Raw genomic sequence first — 21816 nt, forward strand, 5'->3', positions numbered from 1 at the left:
ACTTCCAGTCCCTCAGTACTGCCGTCCGAAAATGACCCGTTTGCCGTATGCCGCAGGTTTCCCGGTGTGCACGCACACGCCTTCCTCTGCGTCTGCAAAGAATTCGGCGTCATCCAGCGGAATGTTGCGGGCGGTGGCCTTGGTGTCTTCCTTGATCTGACGCTCACTTTCGGGATCGCCGCAGTGGAAGGCCCGCACCCATTTGCCCGATTCGATGGCGGCCTTAAATTCTTCGTAGGTGTCCACCTTTACGGTGTTTTCCAGCATAAAATCGGTGGCGCGGGCCAGCAGCCAGGCCTGAATTCCGGCCAAGCGATCTGCCATGCCGCCTACGGCTTCGGCGCGGGGCAGGGTTTCCTTCTCGGTGCTGTTGCGGTTCTTAACGACTACCACGCCCGATTCCAGGTCGCGGGGGCCGAGTTCCACGCGCACAGGTACGCCTTTCAGTTCCCAGTCGTTGTATTTAAAGCCGTTGCTCACGCCGTCGCGCTTGTCCACCTTCACGCGCAGGCCCGACGCCCGTAATTCGGCGGCCAATTTCTCGCCCTCGGCCACCATCTCATCAAAATTGTCTTTGCGGCCCACCGGAATGATCACCACCTGAATGGGGGCAATGTTGGGCGGCATCATCAGGCCTTGGTCGTCGCCGTGCGTCATGATCAGCGCGCCGATAATGCGGCTGGAGATGGCCCAACTGGTCGTGTGTGCCCAGTCTTCCTTCTGCTCGCGGGTCTGGAATTTCACGTCGAAGGCCTTGGAAAATTTCTGGCCCAAGTAGTGTGACGTGCCCGATTGCAGCGCCTTGCCGTCGCGCATCATGCCCTCGATGGAGTAGGTGGCGAGCGCTCCGGCAAAGCGTTCCGACGCCGTTTTCTCGCCGCGCACCACGGGCAGGGCCAGAATGTCGCGGCAGAACTCGTGGTAGATGTCCAGCATCTGCCGCACCTCGGCCCGCGCCTCTATCTCATTCACATGCGCCGTGTGGCCCTCGTGCCAGTAAAACTCGGAGGTACGCAGGAAGGCTTTGGTGCGCAGTTCGGCCCGGAACACGCTGCCCCACTGGTAGTGCAAAAAGGGCAGGTCGCGGTAGGAGTTCAGCCAGCCGCTCCACATGTGCCCGATGATCGTTTCGGACGTGGGGCGCATCACATACGGCTCACTCAGCACTTCGGTGCCGATCTTGTTCACCGTAAACAGTTCGGGCGCAAAACCTTCCACATGGTCGGCCTCTTTCATGATGAAACTCATGGGAATCAGCGTGGGGAAGACCAGAGACTCGTGCCCGGTGGCCTTAAAGCGGTCATCCAGCCAGCGCACGATGTTCTCCCACAGCGCCGAGCCGTAAGGCTTGATGACCATCGCGCCCGCAACGGGGCTGTTGTCGGCCAGGTCTGCCTTTTTCACGACTTCGTTGTACCAGTCGTTAAAATCCACGCTCTGGGGTGTCACGCCGTACTGCTGCGCCTTCTTGTCGTTGCCCTTGTCGCCATTCTTGTTGGCGGTGTCCTTGCCGTCCTTAGTCATTGGGAGCAGGATAACGGGTTCGGGGCCATTCTAGGCTTTCGGGCCTAGCAAGGCGGTGGGTGGGGGTGGGAATGATGGGGGGGCCGGGCTGAGCTATTCGGCGGGGGCGGTGGTAGAATCCGCCGTTCCCCATGACGCGCCCCCCACGCAACGACCCAGCTCCGCCCCCGCCGCCCGAAGGTTACCGCTCCGGCTCCAGCCTCAGCAGCTCTGGCTTGGGGGGCGCAACGCCCGGCGGCGTCAAAAAGCCGCTGCTCTCACGCATCAGCCCGCCGCAACTGATCGCCCTGTCGTTTGCTTTGGCTATCGTTGTGGGCGGCTGTCTGTTGGCCCTGCCGATCATGCATTCGCCGGGGCGCAGCGTCAACTTTTTGCAGGCTCTGTTTACGGCCACCAGTGCGCTGTGTGTTACAGGCCTCAATGTCATCGATCCCAGCAAGGACTTTAACCGGCTGGGGCAGGTGGTCATCATGCTACTGATTCAGGTGGGTGGACTGGGAATCATTACCTTCGGTACAGTCTTTGCTCTCCTCATTGGTCGCCGCGTCAACTACTCGGAGCGCATTCGCTTGGCGCAGCAGGTCAGTGCTTTTGACGTGGGCGGCGTCATCAGTCTGATTCGCAACATTTTCCTCTTTACCTTCCTGATTGAACTCACGGGCGCGATCCTGTTGTCGTTCCGTTTCATTCCTCTCGAAGGGTGGGGAGAAGGGCTGTTCTATTCCGTTTTCCATTCCATCAGTGCTTTCAATAATGCTGGATTTGCCCTGTATTCAGACAACTTGGTGGGTTTTGTAGGAGATCCATTGGTCAGTATGACCATTGCCGGGCTGATTATTTTGGGTGGCATGGGCTTTCTGGTACAGCTGAATGTGGTGGCGCATCTGGTCAACCCACGCCGTAACCGCATGTTGGTTCACAGCAAACTGGTACTGACCATGATGGCGGTGCTGTTGGTGGTGGGTACTCTCACTTATCTGCTGCTGGAATGGAGCAACCCCAAAACGCTTGCACCCCTAGGCTTTGGCGATAAACTTCTGGCGTCTTTCTTTCAGAGTGTGACCACCAGAACCGCCGGCTTTAATAGCTTGGACTACGGAGCTATGAATTACGCCACGTTGTTTATGACCATTATCCTGATGTTCATTGGTGCCAACCCCGGCTCTACGGGTGGCGGCATTAAAACCAGCACCTTTTACGTCATGATGGCAAGCGCGTGGAGCATGGTAAGAGGGCGCGGAGAAATCAATTTATTTCGCCGCCGCATAGACCAGGATACTGTCATCAGGGCCATGACCGTTGGCCTGCTCAGCATCGGCCTGGTCAACGGAATGTTTGTGCTGCTGCTTATCTTTAACATCAATCCTCAAATCACTTTCGTGCAAATGTTTTTTGAGACTGTCAGTGCCTTCGGAACGGTAGGCCTCAGCATGAATGCCACTCCGATCATGTCGCCTGCTCAGCATGTCGTTCTGATTTTGCTGATGTACCTGGGCCGTATTGGGCCGTTGACGTTTGCCGTGGCCTTTAACTCGAGTCGCAGCGCCGATCTGGTCAAATATCCACCCGAAAAAGACATCATCATCGGCTGAATGACCTCTCATTGCCCCACCTTTTATTAAAGGACGTTCTCTGCTATGAAAACCAAACAGTGTTTAGTGATCGGCCTGGGCCGCTTCGGAACAGCGGTGGCCACCACCCTCTACGAAATGGGCCATGAAGTCGTCGCCATCGATCAGCACGAAGAAAACGTAGAGCGCGTGATGAACCTTGTGACCCACGCGGCAGTCGTGGACGCCAGCGACGAGCGGGCTTTGCGGGCCATCGGTGCGTCTGAATTCGACGTGGTGGTGGTCGCCATCGGCACCGATGTGCAGGCGAACATTCTGGCGACCATGAACGCCAAGAGTCTGGGTGCGCCCTACGTGGTCACCAAAGCGATTGATGAAATGGCGCGCCGCGTGCTGGAGCGCATCGGCGCAGATCTGGTCATTCGGCCTGAACATGACATGGGTGTGCGCCTGGCCCGCCAAATTGCCACCCCAAATATCGTGGATACGCTGGACTTGGGCGGCGACTACGCCATCGTAGAAATCGAAGCCAATGAGCGGCTGCGTGGCACGCTGCGCGACCTGAACCTCACGGGCCGCTTTAACGTGCAGATTATTGCCATCAGTCGGGGCGGAAAAGTGGAAGTGACGCCCCGCGCCGAAGACGACCTGCGCCCACACGACAAGCTGGTGGTTATCGGCACGGCACACAATCTGGACGATTTGCGGCGATATCTGGGCGAGTGATACGGAGTCCGTATAGGGAGAAACCGTGAGTGGTCAGTGGAAGGGCCAGCGACCTGGAGTGATCCGGTTTTGATGCCCTGAGTGGGAGAGATCAACCGGTGCCAAGCCGTTTATCTTTTTCTACTTACTGCTGACCACTTACCGCTCTTCTTCCCGAATGATCCCGCAGCTCAAGTCCCCCCGCACTTCCAGCGCCTCGGTGATGAATTGCGGCGGCAACTGGCCCTCCAGGCTGGTGGCTGCCGAGAGAGGAATAGGGGCCAATCCCGGCACCTGAAGGCTGGCCCGCGTGGTGGACGTCATCAGGCGCAGCGTTCGTTCCAAGCAGGCGGCGTCGTTGGTGTTCAGTGTGACTGGGCGGGCATCTGTACCCCCATCTGCCGGGTTGACCAGCGTTACCGTCAGAGGTTGGGCGCTGAAACGGCTGAGCGTTGCATTGGCGCTGGCCTGCCCAGTCAGGGCCGCCGTTACTGCCGCCAACACCGGAAGCAGCGCCGCAACAGCCCAGACCACACCCGCCCGCGCCGCCCCCGGACGCAGTAACAGCGCCCCCAATCCTGCGGCACAGATCAGGGTGAGCAGGAGGTAAAAGAGAGGCAGTGCGGCAAACGGCATGGCCGTCAGTGTACGGTGCAGCCGCTCAGCGGGCGCGTTCCCAGCCCAAGGTCTGCTCCCAAGTGTTGTCGGCGTGGGCCTGGTCAGACACTTGGGCGGTGGCGGGCAGGGCCAACAGGGAAGCGCTGAGTGGCTGCGGCTGTGTCCACGGCACCGGCCCGCACACGAAGCTGCCCGCTTTGCCCAAATAGACCACCTGGCTGCCCTCGTCTAGCCGCCCGGTGCAGGCTTCTAAGTACACCGCATTTAACATCTAGATAAACTTTGCCCCAAGAATCTTGAGCCCAGTCATGAGCGCGGCCCGGAGCTCAGTCACGGCGTTGTCACAACGACGCGGCATCAGAATCCCCTTCAACTTCCGCCACACCTCCTCAATGAGGTTCAGAAAGGGCGCATAGGGTGGAAGATACCGAAGGAACAGCCCCTGCTGTTCCCAAGACGCGCGTTGTTCCCTGAGTTTCGCGCTCCTGTGAAAGGGCGCGTTGTCCAGGACGACGACCGTGAGCTGGTTCGGGTCACAAACCGAGGCCAAGGTATTCAGATATGCGATCACCTGATCCCCGTTGCAGCTGCCTTCCAGTTCGCGAACTTCCAGCACTTCTTCGCAGGCGTGCAGGCTGTAGGTGCCGATGAGGTTGATTCGTCCAGAGGATCCCCACCGAGTGGGGATTTCAAACTGCTGCCCAGAACCTCGCTTAAACCACGTCGCCCCCACCGACAACATCAGAGAAAGTCCGGTCTGGTCGAGATATTTCAGGGTGAGTTTGCTGTCCAGTGCCCCCTTTTTAAGATCTCCAAAGAAGCCTGATGTGGTGCGATAATTTCAGGATCGAGCGTCTGAGCGGGTGAATATCGGGCGCGTTTCCAGCGGTATCCCAGACGTTGCAGGTGATTGGCCAATGCACGAGGTCGAATTCCCACCCCAAACTGCTGTGCGAGAGCCTCGCACAGCAGTGGAGCATTCCAGAAGCGCTGTTCTCGCAGTTGCTTGTGAAGAAACTGCTCCATCTCTGGCGTCACTTTCGAGGGCTGTCCAGGTGGACACTCATCGGCCAATCCGGGAATGCCGCGCTCCTCGAAACGGGTGAAATCATGGTGGATGGCCTGATGGTTCCGGCCAAAATGCGCGGAGAGTTGTGGAATGCTCCAGCCCTGTCGATGCAGCCGAAGGATGCTGGCCCGCAGGCGAACCTTCGGGTGGGTGTGTGGACTGATCTCCAGTTCCCGAAGCAGCTCATCAGCGTCTTCGGAAATGTCAATGCGGCGAGCAGGACGAGCCATGCTTAAGTCTACATGTTAAATGCGCTGTACTTAGCTGCCGACCCGCTTCGGCCAGTACCCCTTCCATATGATGCTCGGCCTGAACGCGCAGATCCCCTGCCTGCGACGAGGGAAGGGCGTACAGCGCGGTACACACGCTGCCCAGTAAGTCGCTGACCCCTTCCGGCCAAGGCGGGAGCCGCTGCATAGAGTTGGCGCTCAGAATCAGGCCGCCGCCCGCGTCGTCTTCCAGCAAAAAGACTTGCTGTACATGCCGTGCCTGAGTGTCGCCTGATGAGGAATCGGCCATAGGTGCAGCTTAGGCCAGCTGGATGATCGGCCCGTGATCGGCGGCGTCATCACAGTTCAACGGTTCAACTTTCCAACGGCCTGGCTGAGGCGAACCTTGATCGGCCCTTGCCCACTCACCACTGCCTACACCCGAATTACTTGGAAGTCAGGGTAAACGTCAGCAGCGGTTCGGAACTTCCACTGGGGCCAGTTTCTACAAAGCTGACCGGAATGGCGAAGCGGGCCGTACCCTGCGTCAGCGCCTTTTTCACGTAGTACACGTAGGTCACGGTGGGGCCAGCGCCGCCTACCACAGGAGGCGAACCAGCAGGCCGGGCAGGGGGCGGCGTGTTGGTTTTGTCGATCAACACCAAATACTGGGCTTCCACTTCTACAGCCCGCCAGCTATAGCCCGTACCCGCCTGGGTGGGCAAATGAAAGCGCAGCACGTCGCCTGCCTGCACGGTCAGGGTGGGAGCGGTTTGGTTGGCTGTGATATCCAGGGTACGCGTCATGGTGGCCTTTGCAGGGGCGCGGGCGGGCTGTGCAGCGGCCAGCAACAGGGGAGAGGTCAGGGCGAAAATAGAGAGCGCGGCCAGCAAAGGTTTCACACACTTATCCTGCCCCAAATTGCGCCGCTGCGGGGGCCAATACAGCGCAGTACCCCCAATACAACAGAGCACCCCCACAAGATGAGGGGGTGCTGCATGAGAGGGAGTCCTTGTGGTGCCGAGAACGGGACTTGAACCCGTATGGTCAAAGACCGTCCGATTTTAAGTCGGGTGCGTCTACCGATTCCGCCATCCCGGCCCAGAGTGATCCTGGGAAAGACTGGCGCAGTATATCAGCAACACTTGAAATTGTTATTCAAAAAGCCAGCACAAAAAAACCCTGCCGTGAGGGGCAGGGCGAGTGGTGGAGGTGGGCGGAGTCGAACCGCCGTCCAAAGGTTCGTTCAACGTGCGTCTACGTGTGTATCCCGCTGTTTAATTGTCGGGTCTTGGGCCACCAGCGGGCGGGTTTCCCTTAACCGTAGTTCCACTTATTTTCGCCGTCAGCTATGGAACCTTGCCTGGGCTAGCCTTCTTTTGTCTCAGTTCGCGCCTCGCCAAAGGCCGGGCTAGACGGTCACTGCTCACTTATGCAGCGAGTTGGTAGTTCTGGTTGCCAATTAAAGGCTTTGCCGTTTTTTTACGAGGCCCACGGCACCTCGACACGCAGCAGCGCCTTCAGTTCCCCTGTCGAAACCGGGTCACCCCCAGCAGGTGTACTTCGCGTTGGGATTCCGTTTAGAGTCCCTCAGCAACGGCAAGTATAGCACTTTTGCGCTGATTTCAACCTGACCATTTGCATAGGCTGGCACTCATGCAAAAGGCTTAGCCTAAGGCGTGCGTCTCACTGTTCTCACCTCCTTAACGGCCTCTCTGATGGCCCTGAGTGTCACCGCCTGTGCCGCGCCGTCTAATGTGTCTGGCACTCCATCTGGCACGGCGCGTACCGCCTTTTGGCTGCGGCCCCCTGCCACCGCCGCCGAACTGGAGCGCACCCTGAATGCTGCTGGAGCTGCCGGATTTACCGATGTGCTGCTGGAGGGTTTCTTTCATGGGCGCGTGGCGTGGAACAGCACGCAGTTTCCCCGCAAATTGAAGTATGACGCAGTGAAAACGGCGCTGAACGTGCAGGCACGGGGTGGGCCGCGTGTGAACGTGTGGCTGGAAACGCTGTACTGGCGGCCCGATGCGTCTTTCGGCATCCCGGTCACACCCCTCTGGAAAGACAGCATGGCGACCCTGAGCGCGGCCGGGCTGCCCAGCCTGAAGTACAGCAAATTGGGCTTTGTCGACCCCGCCGACGCCGATGTGCAGGCCACGCTGACCGCCCTGACCCGTGAAGTGGCGACCCTGTACCCCGGCGCGGGCCTGCATCTGGACTACTTGCGCTACCCACGTGAAACCGACTTTGGCTACCATCCCGCTGCACTGGCCGGATTCGCCGCCCAAACCGGGCTGGACGCCCGCACCCTGAAACGTCAGAACGAGGACGGCACAACTTCTGACGGCTGGCGGCTCTGGACAGACTACCGGGCGGGCCTGATTACCAAGCTGGCCGGAACCCTCAGCAGCACCTACCAGGCGTCGGGCGGGCGTGGCCTGATCAGCGCCGCCGTGTTCTATACGCACGATCCGCTGCAACGCTGGCAGGTCTGGCCGGGGCTGGAAGCCGCCATGCCGATGGTGTACCTGCCCTATCCGGCCCTCACGCGGTTGGCTTTACTGCAATTTCCGCAGCGCCAATTGGTGTGGCCGGGGCTGCAAGTCGGGGCCGGGTCGCCCACGCTGGCCGCGCAATTACAGGCGGTGCGGGCCAGCGGCTACGGCAACGCGGCAGTCTTCGGCTGGACACCGGGAATCAAGTAGAGGAGTCAAGAGAGCCTAGCTGTCTCCCCGCAGTTTTCCTCGCCCCAGTCGTCCCCGCAGCACCCGCCATTGCTTGATGCCGTAAGCCTGTACCGGATGCGTCCAGCGCCCGCCCACTGTGCCCTCAGCGAGTGCGGCCAGCAGGTCGGCGGGCGTATGAACCGGCCTGAACGGAGCCTCTGCCCACGCTTCCCCGATGTCTTGCAGGGTATGGGCGTCGCTGCCCGCGCACATGGGCAGGCCGCGTTCCTGGGCCCACTGCGCCGCCACCCGGTTCCAGTGGGGCCGCGACACACGCGAGTTGAAGACTTCTACGAGGTCTAGAGACTCGGCAATCCGGGCGGTGGCTTCGGGCTTCAGGCGGTAGCGTTTGAGGGGATCGAAGCCGTGCTGAAGCATGACCAGACCGCCCTGAGCGTGAATGGCCTGCACCGTGTCTTCGGGCGAGAGCCGGGGCGGAATGCGCTCGCTCAGAAACAGGCCGATCAGTTCCCCCTCGGCAGTCGTAATTTCTTCTCCGGGGATGATATTCAGGCGGTCAGACAGGCCCATGTCGGCCACGATAGCTGCCAACTGTGGGCCGCCGCGCTGCTGGTCGTGGTCGGTGACGGCAAGGGTGCGCGTGTTGCTGCTCATCATCCACGCCGGAATATCGCGCAGGCGGGTATGGCAGTCGTGGCTGACTTCGGTGTGCATGTGCAGGTCTATTTTCATCTGTCGTCTCATGTGCAGGCTTCAGGGCTGACGCTGAGGCCGCAGCATTTGCAAGGCTCCCGGCCACGCTTCTATCCTGACCCTGCCACCGGGGTCTGCCTGCCGCGTCTCGCCGTCCACATGAAAGATCTGGCCCACATAACTGATCTCGGTCACGCGCGCATCGTGGCTTTGCACACTGGGGCGGTCTTCGAAGGTGTCGGTCAGCAGGGAGGTCAGGTAGGCCAACATGCTTTCGCGGTCAGAGTGGGCCACCCGGATCACGTCCAGCGTGCCCTCGGTGGGGTCGGCGTGCGTAGAAAAACGCAGCGTGGGGCCAGTGGCGCTGGTGTTCATAACTTCCAGAATGGTGTAGGCGTCGTCGGGAAAGGCCCGCCCGTCCAGGGTCAGCGACACGGTGGGCGGCGCGAAGCCCGGCATGGCCCGGATCATGGCCTGCACCGCCCGCAGCACGCTTTTGCCGTCGTCGGGGCCATACTCGGCCATCACGTCGGCAAACAGGCCGCAGCCACACGCTTCTAAAAACAGGTCATGGCCCCAGGGCCCGCGCACCCGCCCTACATCAAAGGGCACGGCCTGTGCGCCTGCATAAGCCCGGATCACCTCTAACGGGTCGCCCAACACACCCAGCGTGCGGGCCACATTGTTGGCCGTGCCCATCGGTATTACACCCACCTTCAGCGCCGCCCGCTCTTCTTCAGGGCAGGCCAGCAGATGTAGGGCCACCGCCCGCAAGGTGCCGTCTCCGCCCGCCACGAAAATGGTGCCACGTGCCCCCTGCAAGGCGTGGGCAATGTCGTCGGCGCTGGCCGTAGCGCGGTAAATCGGGCGGTAGCCGATAGCCGCCAACTCTTCGACCAGATGATCGGGGCTGGCCCGTTCGCTGCTGCCTGCCCGCGTGTTGTAGATCAGGGTGGCTTCGGTGGACTGGGACTGTGCCTGAGATGGGGCCCTCGCCTGGGCCTGTGCTTGGTGGGGCTGTGCAGGGACGCCTACGGTGTGTGGAACGGGGTGCAGCGTCATACTGCGAGTGTATAGGCTCAGACCGGACGTGGGGACACTTATCATTTCTCTACTCTCCGGTTTGGGTCAGCGCGTACTCCACCAACAGCGGCAAATGGTCGCTGCCTGCGTCGGGTAAGACCTGCACCCGCACAGGCTGTAGCCCGCGTGCCAGCGCGTGATCTATTCGTAAGTAGAGGCTGGGGAACGTCCACCCCGGCCCCCGTCCGGCCTGATCGTGGGCGTCGGGGCCATAAGCGCGGATCAGGCGGCGGTAGAGGCGGCCACGCGGCGGGGTGTTCAGGTCGCCTGCCAGCAGCAATGGCCCGGATTCTGCGGCGGCGATCTGCTCCAGCAGTCCCACCTGTTGGTTCCGCACATCGCGGGTGCGGCCCACACTGTCCCAGTCGCCCGCCAATGCGCGGGACAGCAGCACCGTATTCAGATGGACATTGACCACGCGCAGGCGTTGGCCCCGCCAACCGAGGGTGGTCTGCAAATACTGGCGGTTGCTGCCCGGAGCCGCGAACACCTGCGTTTTCAGCACGGGCAAGCGCGACTGTTTTAATGAGATCAGCGTCATCACTTCGCCTGCCGAATGCAATGCGTAATCGGGCAAACCCGCAACCAGTGCGGCGCGGTAATCAGAATCCATGAAGCGGGTTTCTTGCAGCATCAACACGTCGGCATTCATGGCCCGCAGGTTGGCGGCCATTTTGTCGGGCGCGATTCGAGTGCCCCGCGCTGTGTTGAAGGTCACGACGCGCAGAGCAGCGGCTGAGGTGGCCGGAGCGGGGGCAAACGCACTGTGAAGCAGCCCCGCTCCCCACGCGGCCAGCGCACTTGCCAGCACCGCAGTCGCCCACCCGCGCCGCCGTCCATCCCGCCGAATAAGTGTCCAGCACAGCACCAATGGCGCAGGCAACAGCCAGACCACCGGGGGAAGGTATGCCAGCAACAGTGTCGGCACGCTGGCTTCGGCCCCCCACTCGCCCAAAGCCCAGGCGAGGGCCACCACTGCCAGATAGAACCAAGCCAACCGGGAACGCCACATCTGCCACATATAGACCTCGCAGCCTGACCCATGGGGCGGCAGGCTGCGACAGTCTAAAGATGGAGGGTGGTGGGTGGATCGGAGATCGTGGTTGGGCTGTTTCTACGATCCACACTCCACGTTCGGTTTATTGCCATTCCGCCGCCCGTTCCCGCGTCTCCTCGCGCACGGCCAATTCCTCGCGCTGCACCCGGTTGATCGCGTCTGCGAGGGCTTCGCGCAACTCGTTCAGACCCCGGTTATTCAGGGCACTGGTGGGAATAGAGGGGGTTTCTTCGCCCACCGTGTCCAGAATCCGCCCCTGCTCGCGGCGCAGGGTGTCTTCGTCGGTGGCGTCGGCTTTGTTGAGGGCCACGACGGTGGGCATATCGCGGAAGCCGAGGTCTTCCAGAATGCGGTTCACGGCGTCGAAGCGGGTGTCTGCGCCGGGGCTGGCGGCGTCCAGCACATGCAGCAGCACGTCGGCGTCTCCAATTTCTTCCAGCGTAGACCGGAAGGCCCGCGTCAGGTCTTTGGGCAGGTCGCGGATAAAGCCCACCGTGTCGGTCAGCACCACTGGCCCGATGCCCTCGATGAAGCCCTGACGGCTGGTGGGCCGCAGCGTGGCAAAAAGTTTGTTCTCGGCCAGCACGCGGCGCGGTTCGTCGGTGGCGTGCGTGAAGGCGTTCAGCAGCGTCGATTTGCCTGCGTTGGTGTAACCCACGATGGAGACCACCGGGACTTCGTTGCGCGAGCGTTGCTTGCGGCGTTCTTCGCGGCGCATGGCCACGTTTTCCAGTTGTTTCTCCAGGAAGCTCAGGCGGTCGTTGATCCGGCGGCGATCCAACTCCAGCTTGGTTTCGCCGGGGCCGCGTGTGCCGATGGCCCCACCCGCCGCGCTGCCCCCGCCCCCGCCGATGCGCGAGAGTTGTGCGCCCGCACCCAGCAGTCGGGGCTTCATGTAGCGGAGCTGCGCCAGTTCCACTTGCAGGCGCGATTCCACGCCCTGTGCGTGCAGCGCGAAGATATCCAAGATCAGTTGTGTGCGGTCTACGATCTTCAGGCCCGTGGCGGCCTCGATTTCGCGGGCCTGTGCTGGCCCCAGTTCTTGCCCAAAAATCAGCAGTTCGGCGTCCAGATGGTAGGCCCGGCTGGTCAATTCTTCCAGCTTGCCTGCGCCCACCAGCGTGCCGGGTTTCAGGTTGCGCCGGAACACCAGTTCTTTGTGAACCACGTCTGCGCCAGCGGTGCGGGCCAGTTCTGCCAGTTCGGTCAGGCGCTCGTCGGCATCGAATTCACCCTGATCAATCTGTACCAGAATGGCGCGTTCGCGGTCTTTGGTGGCCTGCCGGGTGCGGGCAGCCCGCGCAATTTCTTCTTCCAGCGCCGACACCTGCGCCCCCAGATCAAACTCGTCGATCTGAAAGGACGGCACAGGCGGCAAAATGCGCCAGTCTTCTTCCTCGCCCACCGTGCCGGGCGGGGTCAGGTGCGCGGTGTGAACGAGTCCGGGCTGGCCCTCGCCGTTGGCCGCGCGAACCTCGATGGCGCTCATGGCGTCCAGCCGCTTCAGGAACAGTGTGGAGAGGTCGCCTTTGCTGAGGCCGCCGCCTTTGGGGTGCGCGTGCAGCAGGTGAAATCCGGCCAATCGGTTCTCGCCCATCCGGAGTTCGGGCAGTTCGGCAGCTTTGGCATCGGCCACCGACACGCTGATCACACGGCCCCGGCGGTCAATGAGCACGCTCACTTCACGGCGAATATCGAAGGCCAGTTCGGCCAGATTGCGGGCCAGTTCCGGCGAACCCACGCGCCCCGGCTCGATGCGGCGGCGGTACAGGTTGCTGAGGGACTTGAGTTGTGCAGGACGCAGACCGGAGGTATTCCCTAGGACTTTATCTATGTGGGGTCACTTCCTCTTTAGGGGTGTGGGATGTGGGAAAAGAGTGGAAATGTCGTGCATCAGACGGCTTTCCGGCGCTCTTTTAGAAGGCTGGGAATACAGTACAAACCTTTGGGGAAGAGTGTGGGGTGTAGGACGTGGGAAATGCCCCGCGTGGCGCATTTGACAGCAAGTGCCGTGTTGTACACATCTCATGACTCAAAGCCGCCTGAAGGCCACCGGAACAGCGTTCGCGGGGCGGGGCACAGCACACGTCCGGGCATCGCCTCAGAATATCCGAGGGAGCCGCTGGGAAACGTGTGCTTTCACTTCAGGAAGTTGATCATCGTGTGGGTATTTTAGCGGTTGGCCGGGGCGGGGGCATCGGCAAAGTGGCGTAGTCAAAAGAACCGAGTGGGGGAGAGTGCCGCAGTCTTTTACCGCGTCCCACTCGGCTTCCGCCACCTGTTGCCCGCGTTACGCTACCCCATGACCCTCTACGCGGTGTTGACGGTGGTGGTGGCTCTCTGGCTGGGCTCGACAGGCTGGCAGTCGTCCGGCGTGGCGCGGACGCACTGGGTCAGGCTGGCGGCGGGCCTCTCGATTGCGGGCGCGTCCATGCTGATCTTGTCGTATACGGCAGCCTTTGCAGTCGGTGTGGGCACACTGCGCGGCGGGCCGTTGGGCTGGCCGAATGCGGCAACCATCGTGCCCCCTGTGGCTTGGCTGGCGTTCGGGGTGGTAGCGCTCCTGCTGGCCGAGTCGTGGGCCGTCCGCTTTCAGATCATCGGCCTAGGCGTACTGGGCTTTGTGCTGGGGCTGGGGTTAGGTGGCGGATTCATCGGCTTGGGGGGCGGCTGAAGTTTAGTTTCGCTCACTCCCCCTGCAACGTCAGCACCAGCTTTCTGCTTCCGCCCTGATCGCGGTGCTCGCACAGGTAAATTCCCTGCCAGGTGCCGAGGGCCAGCCTTCCCGCCCGCACAGGCAGCGTCAAGGACGGCCCCAGCAAACTGGCTTTGATGTGCGCGGCCATGTCGTCTGGGCCTTCCTGAGTGTGTTCAAACTCGGCCCAGCCATCGGGAACCGCATGATTGAAATACCGCTCGAAGTCGCGCCGCACGTCTGGGCTGGCATTCTCATTCAGAGTCAGGCTGGCCGACGTGTGCTGAATAAAGACATGCAGCAGGCCCGTGCTGACGCTTGCCAGTTCCGGCACGGCGGCCACCACCTCCCGCGTGATCAGGTGAAAGCCCCGGCGCAGCGGCCTTAGCGTCAGTTCGTGTTGTGCCCACATTGGCTTAGGGTACGGCGTTGGAGGTCTTCTCACGCGCCCGCTTTAGCCTGAATCCGATGCGCCGCCTCTCTGTCTCATCCTTTCTCATGCCCGCCGTGTTGACTGCGCTCATGAGTGCCGCCCCTGCAGGAGCCGTGTCCAGCCTGAGTTTGCCCATTACTGTGCCCCTGGCAGGCGTACAGGGCGCGGCCAATGCGCGGGTTCCTGCCGAGTTTGCGCGGGTGCAGCAGACCCAGAGTTTCCTGAACGGCCTGCTCAGCGTGGAGTTGGCGGGCACGGTTGAGCGGGCCGGACATGTCAGCGTCAAGCCCGCGCCGGAAGGAGATGCACTGATCATCAGCGTGCCGATTCGTGCCGAGTTCCGGGCCACCCCATCGGGCATCGGTTCCTTTCTGGCCCGCGATTTTGGCGGCGCGGCCACCGTCAGCCTGCGGGTGTCGCCCTTTGTGACGCCCGATTGGGAGGCGGGCGCAAAGATTTCGGGCGACTATGCCTGGACAGACCCGTTGAGCGTGGAACTGATGCAGGGCGTGAGGGTGAGCGTGCAAAGCCTGGTGGACGGGCAGGTGCGTGCCCAACTGGATAGGGTGGCGGCGGATGTCGCCAAAGCAGTACGCGAGGGCACGAATCTCCGCACGCGGGCCGGAACCCTGTGGGCGCGGGCGCAGCAACCGTGGACGTTGCCGACCTCTGACCCCGCCTATGCCCGTGTCACGCCGCGCCGCCTCAGCGTGTCGCCCTTCCGTTTCACCCCCGACGCCCTGAAACTGACGGTGGGGGCGGCCTTCGACCTGACCGCCGGGCTGGGCCGTGCGCCTGCTGTGGCTGCTGCGCCGTTGCCTGCGCTGACGGTGGCCGCGCCGCCCACGTCCGGCGTGCAACTGAGCGTGCCCGTGCGTCTGCCCTACGCCGAGTTGTCGCAGGCCGCCACCCGCGCCGCCGCCGCGCAAGTGTTCCCGTTACCCGTGCCCCTCAGTCCCAAACTGCGGATCAACCGCGTGACTGTGCAAGCTAAAGGCTCCAAGTTGCTCGTTACCGCCGAACTCACCATCACCGCGCTGGGCCTGAACGTGAACGCCACCGCCGATATTTCGGGTACACCTGTACTGGACAAGACGGGGCGAATCGTGACCCTCAGCGGCGTGACCGTGCAGACCCGCCGCAACGGAGTCACAGGCCGCGTGCTGGGCTGGCTGGCCGACAGCCGCGCCGAGGCGTATCTGACCCGCGCCGCCCGTTTCGATCTTGGCCCCCGGTTGGATCAGGCGCGTGCCGAGGCTCAGGCCCGCCTGCCCTATGCACCCACGCTGGGAATCCGCCTCAGTGGCACCGTTGGCCCGCTGAAGCTGACCGCGTTGACGGTTGCGCCCGACGCCCTGACCGTGACGGCGGCGGCATCGGGGGAACTGACGGCGGGCGTGGATGCGGGGGCGATCAGGTAAGGCGGGGATGTAGGGTGCGGGTTGTAGGCAGCAGGAAAAGTACAACCCACGTCCTACACCCTATTTCACCCCAGTCAGATTCCGCAGCGGCAAATACTGCGGCGTCCAGATGCGCGAGCGGATCAGGCTTTCCAGTTCGGCGTCGGTCAGGTTGCGAATCCGGCGTTCGGCACACACGCCGTCCGTGATGGTCTGGCGGGCCACACGCACCGCCACTTTCACGCTCACTTCCCGGATATGGCTGATGGGTGGATAGACGCGGTTTCCGTGTGGAATGGTTTCGTCAGCCAGCGTTTGCGCCGCTTCCATGACCATGCCGTCCGTAATCTCGCGGGCGCGGCTGATGATTGCGCCGAAGCCCAGGCCGGGGAAAATAAAGGCGTTGTTGCCCTGCCCCACCGGATAAATCTGGTCGCCGTAGTGAATATCGGCAAAGGGGCTGCCCGTCGCCACAATCGCCGCGCCGTTTGTCCAGCGGATCACGTCACCGGGTTGGGCTTCCACGTTGCTGGTGGGGTTGCTGAGCGGGAAGATGATGGGCCGGGGCGTATGCTCCAGCATGGCCTCGATGGTGGGCTGGCGAAATAGGCCCGGCACTCCGGTCAGGCCCAGCAGCGCGGTGGCGCGGGCATTGACCACCGTTTCATGCAGAGTCGGATACTCGCCCTCTATTTTCCAGCCCAGCAGGTCGGCGGAGTGGCGGGCAAAGCTGAGTTGGTGGTCTTCCAGCCCCGGTTGCCCGTGCATCAGCAGGCCGTGACGGTCTACGACATACACATGCGCGTTGGCATCGGCAAAGCTCAGGCCAGAGCGCATCAGCCCGCTGCGAATGGCACTCGCCACGCCAATCCCGCCCGCGCCCGCGCCCACCACCACAAAGCGCTGATCTTGCAGCCGCTCTCCCTTCAGGCGGGCCGCGCTCATCAGTCCGGCCAGGGCCATCGCGCCCGTGCCCTGAATATCGTCGTTAAAGCTGGGCACCACGCGGCGGTAGCGTTCCAGCACCCGGAAGGCCGTGCCACGCGCAAAATCTTCCCACTGAATGATGGCTTTGGGGTAGCGGGCCGAGACCGCCTCTACAAAACGGTCTAGAAACTCGTCGTAGGCTGGCCCGGTCAGGCGGGTATGGTGCACGCCCAGATACAGCGGATCGTCGATCAAATCCTGGCGGTCTGTGCCCACATCCAGCTCTACGGGCAGCGTCTTGTCTGGCCCCACGCCGCCCGCCGCCGTGTACAGGCTCAGCTTGCCAATAGAAATCGCCATGCCGCCAAAGCCCTGATCCCCGATGCCCAGAATCGCGCTGGAATCGGTGGCGACGATCATCCGCACGTCGTTCAGCGGCACGTTTTCCAGCAGTTCGTCGGCCCGGTCTATGTCTTCGGTACTCACCGCAAACCCACGTGGATAGCGGTAGATGTGCGAGAAGACCCGCACCGCCTCGCCCACCGTCGGCGTGTACAGAATGGGCAGCATTTCTTCCAGATGGTCTTCCAGCATGGCGTAAAACAGAACCTCGTTGCGGTCTTGCAGCGCCCGCAAATATTCGTGCTTGCCAAGATCGGTGGTCTGCTGAAGGTAGCGCAGGTAGGTGCGGTCTTTTTGCTCCTGCAAGGTGCTGGTATGCGGCGGAATCAGGCCTTCGATGCCCAATTCTCGCCGCTCCTGCCGGGTAAAGGCTGTGGTTTTGTTCAGCAGCGGATTTTGCAGCAGGGCCAGCCCAGTCACGCGCACATCCAGGTAGCGCTGGCCTTGTTCGTCGCGCTTGACATCGTAATAACGGGACACGGGAAGCGGTTCGGGCATATCGCCCCAGCATAGCGGGACAGGAGTGAGCGCGGTTCAGCGTGTCTGACTTGCCCGAGCTGCGGCCCACCGCGCCCGCAGCGTTTCAAAGTTGGCGTCTATGCGTGTTTGCGGTAGTGCCATCTGGGTTGTCATTCCCGTGCCGATGGCGTCGCCCAGCGCGTTTACGGCCTCCATTCGGCACACCACGCGGCGGCCTTCCATGCGCTCGAAGGTGGCGGTGATGCTCACGGTCATGCCGGGCAGGGCCGAGGCGGTGTGCTGCACCTCTACCTGCGTGCCAATGCCGCCCTCTCCCTCTTCCAGAAACGGCAGGATGATTTTGCGCCCCGCTTCCTCAAAATGCCGCGCCATCCAGTAGGTCGCGTACACCGGATGCACCGCGCCGAGTTCTTCAAATTGCACGGTCATGGCGTCGGTGACCTGCACGGTCAGGGTTTGGGAGAAGCCGGGTGGAATGGGCCGCATGGGGGAAGGGTAGCAGGGGAGGAGAGGTTTAAGGGTCTAAAGGTCAGGGGTCGAAGCAAGGCAATCGCTGCGCTCATTCACCCCCTCCCCCTCTCCTGCGGAGCTGTATCAGTCAAGGGAGCAATACCAAGCTTTTGCCCTTGCCGTTTGCCCTCGCCCCTTGTGGGAAAGGGGCGCTGCAAGAGCAGCGGGGGGAGGGGGCAGTTCCGTAACGTCCCCGCCCCAACACCTTAGCCCCTCGACTCTTTGACCCTTAAACAACGCGCCTTCCCCAGTCCACTCCCCTAAACTCCACAGCCAAGCACAGCCGCGATGCTCTACGCTCAGGCCATGCGCCCCTTGCTGTTGCTGTTGCCTCTGCTGCTCTTGGGCCAAACCTCCGCCCAGACCGTGATCTCACGCGGCGCGGCGCATATTACCGGGCACGCGGCGGGCACATTCGGGGGGACGGGCGACATCGGCGGGCCAGTCGGCGGGGTGGCGTGGGGGCCGAATGGAACGGCCTATACGCTGGACGGCGCACAAATTCTGCACCGTTGGGACGTGTCTACGGGCCGTTCCCTGTCTCGGCAGGTGCTGTGGCCGCCCGCCTCTGTACCGGGGGCGCGTGATCCGGCATTCGGCCCACGCCTGTTTTTGGATGGCACGGTTTTAGATGGCCCAGGTTTGGAGGGCACACTGGGAACAGCGGCGGGCCTGCTCGTGCGCGTCACAGGCATTCAGAATGATCAACCTTACCGCACGGCCTTTACCCTCACCCCAGACGGACGGCGCGTGCTGGGCGATCCCTGCCCCTCTTCAGAGAGGAGGCTGCGTGGCTGCATACGGGTGGGCCGCCTGACCGTGCAAGACCGGACGGAAGCAGGCGCGACTGCCCCCCAAACGCCCCCGCTGGAACTGATCTACAAAGACCCGGCGACGGGCAAGACGCTCACGACCCGTCCAGACCCGCCCCCGGATGGAGCGCGATTGATTTTGGGTGAGTTGGGCAGCGGCGCCAGCCGGATTCCTGCCAGTACCGTGACCCTGCCACGCGGCGAGGTGCTGCGGGTGGTGCCTTCACCCGATGGTTCGCGCACGGCGGTCTTGCGCTTGGTCACGCCCCGGCCCAGCTGGGGTGCAGGTACGGCGTATGTGGATGTGGTGCAGCGCAAGGGGGGCAAACGGGTGTCGTGGCCGCTGCCGGGAACCACCCTGGCCGAGGCCGCTGCGCCCGACCTGCGCTGGGTGGGCAACTCGCGCCTGCTGACCGCTACCGCCGAGCAAGACCCCGCTACAGGCGGCGCATTGAGCGGGCAAATCGTAGCGTTACGCGACGCCCTCACAGGCCGCGCCCGCTGGAAGCTGTCCACCACCGCCGGGTTGGTTGGTGCAGTTCCTTCCCCCGATGGCCGCCTGTGGCTGACCGTGCGCGGCGGCAGCGTCCCCGAGGTGCGGCGGGTCAGCGACGGACAATTCGTGCGGGTGCTGGGGCGTGCGGTGGTGGCGTGGGTGCCGCTGGCGGGGAGTGTCTCTAGCAGCGGGCGGGCAGCGGTGGCCCTCAGCGTGGGTGGCGGGGCCGGGGCGCTGAGTTTGCTGGACCGGGCAGGCCGGGAAGTCCCGCTGGCTGGGGGCGCGGCCCGCTGGCGTTTTGCCGTACCCGGCGTACCCGACGCCCTCGCTGCTACCCCCGACGGCGGGCGCTTTGCGTTGGCGGTTCCGGGGGCGCTGTACCTGCTGGACAGTACAGGCAGGCTCCGGCAGACCCTGAAACTACCGGGACTGAGGGTCATGACCTTGACCTTCGGCACAGGCGGCGTGTTGTCGGCGCGGGCCAACGATTCGGCGCTGGGCGGGGAACGCACGCTGGCATGGCGACTGGACTCGGCGGGCCAACTGAAGCCCCTTGTCCTGCCCCCCTTGCCCGATGGCAGCCGCTACAGCCTGCCCATTTCTGCCCTGCTGCTGCGCGAAGATGTGCGCCGCCCGGCCCAGACTGGCCCCCTCCAATCGCGCCTGAGTGTGCTGAACCTTGCGGGCGGCCTGCGCTGGCAAGACGCCTGGGGGCCAGAAACCGCCGCCCTTGTCAGCCCCGATGGGCATACCGTGTTGCGGGCCAGAGGAATAGCCATTCCTGGTCAGATAGAGGTGCAGGCGCTGAAGCTCTATCTGGCCGACGCCCGCACCGGACAGGCTCGTCCACCGCTCACCCTCTCGCCGCTTGCCCTGAAATTCTACCGGGGCCTCGGCGTCGCTGATTTTGCCCCCAGTCGCCGCCATGTCCTGCTGACCGAACGGGACGGCGACGGCTGCGGTGGGGCGCTCTACGGGGTGCGCTTGGCCGACCTTCAGACCCGGCAGGAACTCCCGCTTCCCGCCGCGTTCGGCACAGGCCTGACCCGCTTTTTTGGTTGCGGTCACCCGCGCCCCGTCCCAGAAACTGTCTTTGCCCCCGATGGCAAGCACATTCTAATCCGCGACGGCAACGCGCTAAAGTGGTGGGCGGGCGCATTTGGATTGGGACGCTAGGAGCGAAATCATTTTTGGTTCCTGAAACCCAGCCTGCAGCCTCTGCTCTACACTGCCCGCGTGAAACCCGCCCTCACGCTGGCTGACCTGTTCACCCTGATCCGCGAATCGGCGTTGGCATTCGGGCAGGACAAAGCGCCCCGGCTGGCCGCCGCCATCGCCTATTACGCCATTTTTGCGGTGGCCCCGATGTTGTTTTTTGCTCTGGCCGTTGCCAGCCGCTTCTTGGCGAATGTGGATGTGCAGGAGCAGTTGTTCAGCTTTTTGGCCCAGAACCTTGGTGCAGACGCGGTGGACTTTGTTCGCACGCTGATTCCTACGGATGACAGCCTGCAAAAGTCCAGCACCGCCGCCACTATCATCGGCTTCGTCACGCTGTTTTTGGGGGCGACCGGGCTATTTGTGCAACTGCAAGACGCCCTCAACAGCCTTTGGGGCGCAGAGCCGGGGCCACCTGTGGGGCCGCTGGCCATGATCGGAACACGGCTGTTGTCTTTCGTGCTGGTGCTGAGTTTCGGCGTGCTGATCATCGCTTTTCTGGTGGGTAATACCTACCTGTCGGCGGTGGCCGAGCGCATTGGCGACCTGATCGGTGCGGGGGCATTTTTCGTGCGCGTGGGCACGTTTCTGTTGTCCCTGCTGCTGCTGACCCCCGTGTTCGCCAGCGTCTACAAACTGCTGCCCAGCGTCAAACTCCAGTGGAAAGACGTGTGGGTGGGCGGGGCCGTGACCGCGCTGATGTTTACGCTGGGGCAACTGCTGATCGGCCTGTATTTTGGCCGCGCCGCGCCCGGCAGCCTGTTCGGGGCCGCCGGATCGCTGGTCATCTTGCTGCTGTGGATCTACTACTCCAGCATGATTTTCTTCTTTGGGGCAGAAGTCACGTGGGTCTACTCCCAGAAGTACGGCACGCGGGCAGGCGGGGCCGCCAACGTTGCCAAAAAGCAGCAACTGGCTGCACAGGGCGCAAACATAGACGCTGCCCCCAGCACGCAGGAGCTGGAAAGCGCCGCGCAGAAGGCCACCCGCCCGCCCCGTCACGTCTTTGGCCGCACGCTGCCGCCACTGCCCCAATTCCTCTCCAAAGTCGTCCGGCCCAAATCCGCCACGCCCGACGTGTTGCCCAGCATCAGCGCCGCCGTCTGGAACGCGGTATTGGCTCTGCTCGCCATTCCCGCCGTCATCGTGCTGAAGCTGATCGGCTGGCGTGGTGGGCCGCGCCGCTAGAGGAGAGGCAGAAGTGAGCGCAGGGGGTTGCCTTTGCCA

Annotated in this window: 21 protein-coding genes, 1 tRNA gene and 1 other RNA gene; 7 read left to right on the plus strand and 16 right to left on the minus strand. The window is 62.8% G+C overall.

Annotated elements, in window-relative coordinates; translation table 11 throughout:
• Positions 1-12: 12 nt before the first annotated feature.
• Positions 13-1524, minus strand: a complete 1512-nt coding sequence (gene proS / locus M1R55_RS08970) for a proline--tRNA ligase (RefSeq protein WP_249391467.1) — start codon at positions 1522-1524, stop codon at positions 13-15.
• Between the two features lie 131 nt (positions 1525-1655).
• Here proS and M1R55_RS08975 point away from each other — a divergent pair, with 131 nt between their 5' ends.
• Together M1R55_RS08975 and M1R55_RS08980 are read left to right on the plus strand one after the other, a co-directional pair.
• The gene (locus tag M1R55_RS08975; RefSeq protein ID WP_249391468.1) at positions 1656-3116 is read left to right on the plus strand and encodes a TrkH family potassium uptake protein; all 1461 of its coding nucleotides are present in this window, start codon (positions 1656-1658) and stop codon (positions 3114-3116) included.
• A gap of 45 nt (positions 3117-3161) precedes the next feature.
• The gene (locus tag M1R55_RS08980; protein ID WP_249391469.1) at positions 3162-3821 is read left to right on the plus strand and encodes a TrkA family potassium uptake protein; all 660 of its coding nucleotides are present in this window, start codon (positions 3162-3164) and stop codon (positions 3819-3821) included.
• Positions 3822-3959: 138 nt separating this feature from the next.
• On the opposite strand, the gene M1R55_RS08985 is transcribed toward M1R55_RS08980, so the two are convergent.
• From M1R55_RS08985 to ssrA, 8 genes are all read right to left on the minus strand, one after another.
• Positions 3960-4436 (minus strand): hypothetical protein, encoded by a 477-nt coding sequence (locus M1R55_RS08985; RefSeq protein ID WP_249391470.1) that lies wholly within the window; start codon positions 4434-4436, stop codon positions 3960-3962.
• 25 nt (positions 4437-4461) lie between these two features.
• The gene (locus tag M1R55_RS08990) at positions 4462-4689 is read right to left on the minus strand and encodes a hypothetical protein (protein WP_249391471.1); all 228 of its coding nucleotides are present in this window, start codon (positions 4687-4689) and stop codon (positions 4462-4464) included.
• On the minus strand, positions 4690-5160 hold the full coding sequence (locus M1R55_RS08995; protein ID WP_249391472.1) for a transposase: 471 nt from the start codon (positions 5158-5160) through the stop codon (positions 4690-4692).
• Between the two features lie 29 nt (positions 5161-5189).
• The gene (locus M1R55_RS09000; RefSeq protein ID WP_249391473.1) at positions 5190-5717 is read right to left on the minus strand and encodes a helix-turn-helix domain-containing protein; all 528 of its coding nucleotides are present in this window, start codon (positions 5715-5717) and stop codon (positions 5190-5192) included.
• Positions 5692-6006 (minus strand): hypothetical protein, encoded by a 315-nt coding sequence (locus M1R55_RS09005; protein WP_249391474.1) that lies wholly within the window; start codon positions 6004-6006, stop codon positions 5692-5694. The genes M1R55_RS09000 and M1R55_RS09005 overlap by 26 nt, the downstream gene beginning before the upstream one ends.
• Positions 6007-6142: 136 nt before the next feature.
• Positions 6143-6598, minus strand: coding sequence for a protease inhibitor I42 family protein (locus M1R55_RS09010; protein WP_249391475.1), 456 nt, complete (start codon positions 6596-6598; stop codon positions 6143-6145).
• A gap of 113 nt (positions 6599-6711) precedes the next feature.
• Positions 6712-6797: transfer RNA gene (locus M1R55_RS09015), tRNA-Leu, on the minus strand.
• Positions 6798-6900: 103 nt separating this feature from the next.
• Positions 6901-7247: a transfer-messenger RNA gene (ssrA, locus tag M1R55_RS09020) on the minus strand.
• A 128-nt stretch (positions 7248-7375) separates the two neighbouring features.
• Between ssrA and M1R55_RS09025 the strand changes: the two genes are divergently transcribed.
• Complete coding sequence (locus M1R55_RS09025) at positions 7376-8404, plus strand: hypothetical protein (protein WP_249391476.1); 1029 nt, start codon at positions 7376-7378, stop codon at positions 8402-8404.
• A gap of 15 nt (positions 8405-8419) precedes the next feature.
• On the opposite strand, the gene M1R55_RS09030 is transcribed toward M1R55_RS09025, so the two are convergent.
• The 4 genes from M1R55_RS09030 to hflX all read right to left on the minus strand — a co-directional run bounded on the left by M1R55_RS09030 (position 8420) and on the right by hflX (position 13053).
• Positions 8420-9130, minus strand: a complete 711-nt coding sequence (locus M1R55_RS09030) for a PHP domain-containing protein (protein ID WP_249391477.1) — start codon at positions 9128-9130, stop codon at positions 8420-8422.
• A 9-nt stretch (positions 9131-9139) separates the two neighbouring features.
• Positions 9140-10141, minus strand: a complete 1002-nt coding sequence (locus tag M1R55_RS09035; RefSeq protein ID WP_249391478.1) for a diacylglycerol kinase family protein — start codon at positions 10139-10141, stop codon at positions 9140-9142.
• Between the two features lie 49 nt (positions 10142-10190).
• On the minus strand, positions 10191-11174 hold the full coding sequence (locus M1R55_RS09040; RefSeq protein WP_249391479.1) for an endonuclease/exonuclease/phosphatase family protein: 984 nt from the start codon (positions 11172-11174) through the stop codon (positions 10191-10193).
• A gap of 127 nt (positions 11175-11301) precedes the next feature.
• Positions 11302-13053: a GTPase HflX gene (gene hflX, locus M1R55_RS09045; protein ID WP_249394179.1), complete on the minus strand. Its 1752-nt coding sequence runs from the start codon at positions 13051-13053 to the stop codon at positions 11302-11304.
• 468 nt (positions 13054-13521) lie between these two features.
• Here hflX and M1R55_RS09050 point away from each other — a divergent pair, with 468 nt between their 5' ends.
• Positions 13522-13893 carry a hypothetical protein gene (locus M1R55_RS09050; RefSeq protein WP_249391480.1) on the plus strand — a complete coding sequence of 124 codons (372 nt, stop codon included), beginning with the start codon at positions 13522-13524 and terminating at the stop codon, positions 13891-13893.
• A gap of 13 nt (positions 13894-13906) precedes the next feature.
• On the opposite strand, the gene M1R55_RS09055 is transcribed toward M1R55_RS09050, so the two are convergent.
• Positions 13907-14326 (minus strand): secondary thiamine-phosphate synthase enzyme YjbQ, encoded by a 420-nt coding sequence (locus tag M1R55_RS09055; protein ID WP_249391481.1) that lies wholly within the window; start codon positions 14324-14326, stop codon positions 13907-13909.
• Positions 14327-14436: 110 nt separating this feature from the next.
• On the opposite strand from M1R55_RS09055, the gene M1R55_RS09060 reads away from it, so the two are divergent.
• Entirely contained in the window at positions 14437-15768 is a 1332-nt protein-coding gene (locus M1R55_RS09060) for a DUF4403 family protein (RefSeq protein ID WP_371827094.1), read from the plus strand.
• Positions 15769-15828: 60 nt separating this feature from the next.
• On the opposite strand, the gene M1R55_RS09065 is transcribed toward M1R55_RS09060, so the two are convergent.
• Complete coding sequence (locus M1R55_RS09065) at positions 15829-17574, minus strand: NAD-dependent malic enzyme (protein WP_249391483.1); 1746 nt, start codon at positions 17572-17574, stop codon at positions 15829-15831.
• A gap of 36 nt (positions 17575-17610) precedes the next feature.
• Complete coding sequence (locus M1R55_RS09070) at positions 17611-18042, minus strand: thioesterase family protein (protein WP_249391484.1); 432 nt, start codon at positions 18040-18042, stop codon at positions 17611-17613.
• A 330-nt stretch (positions 18043-18372) separates the two neighbouring features.
• Here M1R55_RS09070 and M1R55_RS09075 point away from each other — a divergent pair, with 330 nt between their 5' ends.
• Both M1R55_RS09075 and M1R55_RS09080 read left to right on the plus strand, forming a co-directional pair.
• Positions 18373-20550: a hypothetical protein gene (locus tag M1R55_RS09075; RefSeq protein WP_249391485.1), complete on the plus strand. Its 2178-nt coding sequence runs from the start codon at positions 18373-18375 to the stop codon at positions 20548-20550.
• Between the two features lie 60 nt (positions 20551-20610).
• On the plus strand, positions 20611-21777 hold the full coding sequence (locus tag M1R55_RS09080) for a YihY/virulence factor BrkB family protein (protein ID WP_249391486.1): 1167 nt from the start codon (positions 20611-20613) through the stop codon (positions 21775-21777).
• Positions 21778-21816: the final 39 nt, after the last annotated feature.

Origin of the sequence: Deinococcus sp. QL22, from assembly GCF_023370075.1 — a bacterium.
GTDB lineage: Bacteria > Deinococcota > Deinococci > Deinococcales > Deinococcaceae > Deinococcus.